The sequence below is a fragment of the Streptomyces sp. NPDC096132 genome (genome assembly GCF_044763345.1).
Classification (GTDB): Bacteria; Actinomycetota; Actinomycetes; order Streptomycetales; family Streptomycetaceae; genus Streptomyces.
In genome coordinates, this window is sequence record NZ_JBIWGA010000106.1 from 1 (window position 1) to 1,049 (window position 1,049).

The window sequence follows — 1,049 nt, forward strand, 5'->3', positions numbered from 1 at the left end:
AAGGACCGCGACCCCGAGTGGTTCAAACGCGCCGTCTTCTACGAGGTCCTCGTCCGCTCCTTCCAGGACAGCAACGGCGACGGCGTCGGCGACCTCAAGGGCATCACCGCCAAACTCGACTACCTGCAATGGCTGGGCGTCGACTGTCTGTGGCTTCCGCCCTTCTTCAAATCACCCCTCCGCGACGGTGGGTACGACGTCTCCGACTACACCTCGGTCCTCCCGGAGTTCGGCGACCTCGCCGACTTCGTGGAGTTCGTCGACGCCGCCCATCAGCGCGGTATGCGCGTGATCATCGACTTCGTGATGAACCACACCAGCGACCAGCACCCGTGGTTCCAGGAGTCGAGAAAGGACCCCGACGGGCCCTACGGCGACTACTACATGTGGGCCGACGACGACAAGCAGTACGCCGACGCCCGGATCATCTTCGTCGACACCGAGGTCTCCAACTGGACCTTCGACCCGGTCCGCAAGCAGTACTTCTTCCACCGCTTCTTCTCCCACCAGCCCGACCTCAACTACGAGAACCCGGCCGTGCAGGAGGAGATGATCTCCGCGCTGCGGTTCTGGCTGGACCTGGGCATCGACGGATTCCGGCTGGACGCGGTGCCGTACCTGTACGCGCGGGAGGGCACCAACTGCGAAAACCTTCCGGCGACCCATGAGTTCCTCAAACGGGTCCGCAAGGAGATCGACGCCCACTACCCGGACACGGTGATCCTCGCGGAGGCCAACCAGTGGCCCGAGGACGTCGTCGACTACTTCGGCGACTACGCCTCCGGCGGCGACGAATGCCACATGGCCTTCCACTTCCCGGTCATGCCCCGCATCTTCATGGCGGTCCGCCGGGAATCCCGCTACCCGGTCTCGGAGATCCTCGCCAAGACCCCGGCCATTCCCGCGAACTGCCAGTGGGGAATCTTCCTCCGCAACCACGACGAGCTGACCCTCGAAATGGTGACGGACGAGGAACGCGACTACATGTACGCGGAATACGCGAAGGACCCGCGGATGCGCGCCAACATCGGCATCCGCCGCCGCCTCGC

At 64.4% G+C, this 1,049-nt stretch carries 1 protein-coding gene; it reads left to right on the top strand.

Going from position 1 to position 1,049, the window contains the following annotated elements:
- A partial coding sequence (locus tag ACIRF9_RS52730) for an alpha-amylase family glycosyl hydrolase (RefSeq protein ID WP_403837839.1) occupies positions 1 to 1,049 on the top strand: 1,049 nt, incomplete at both ends.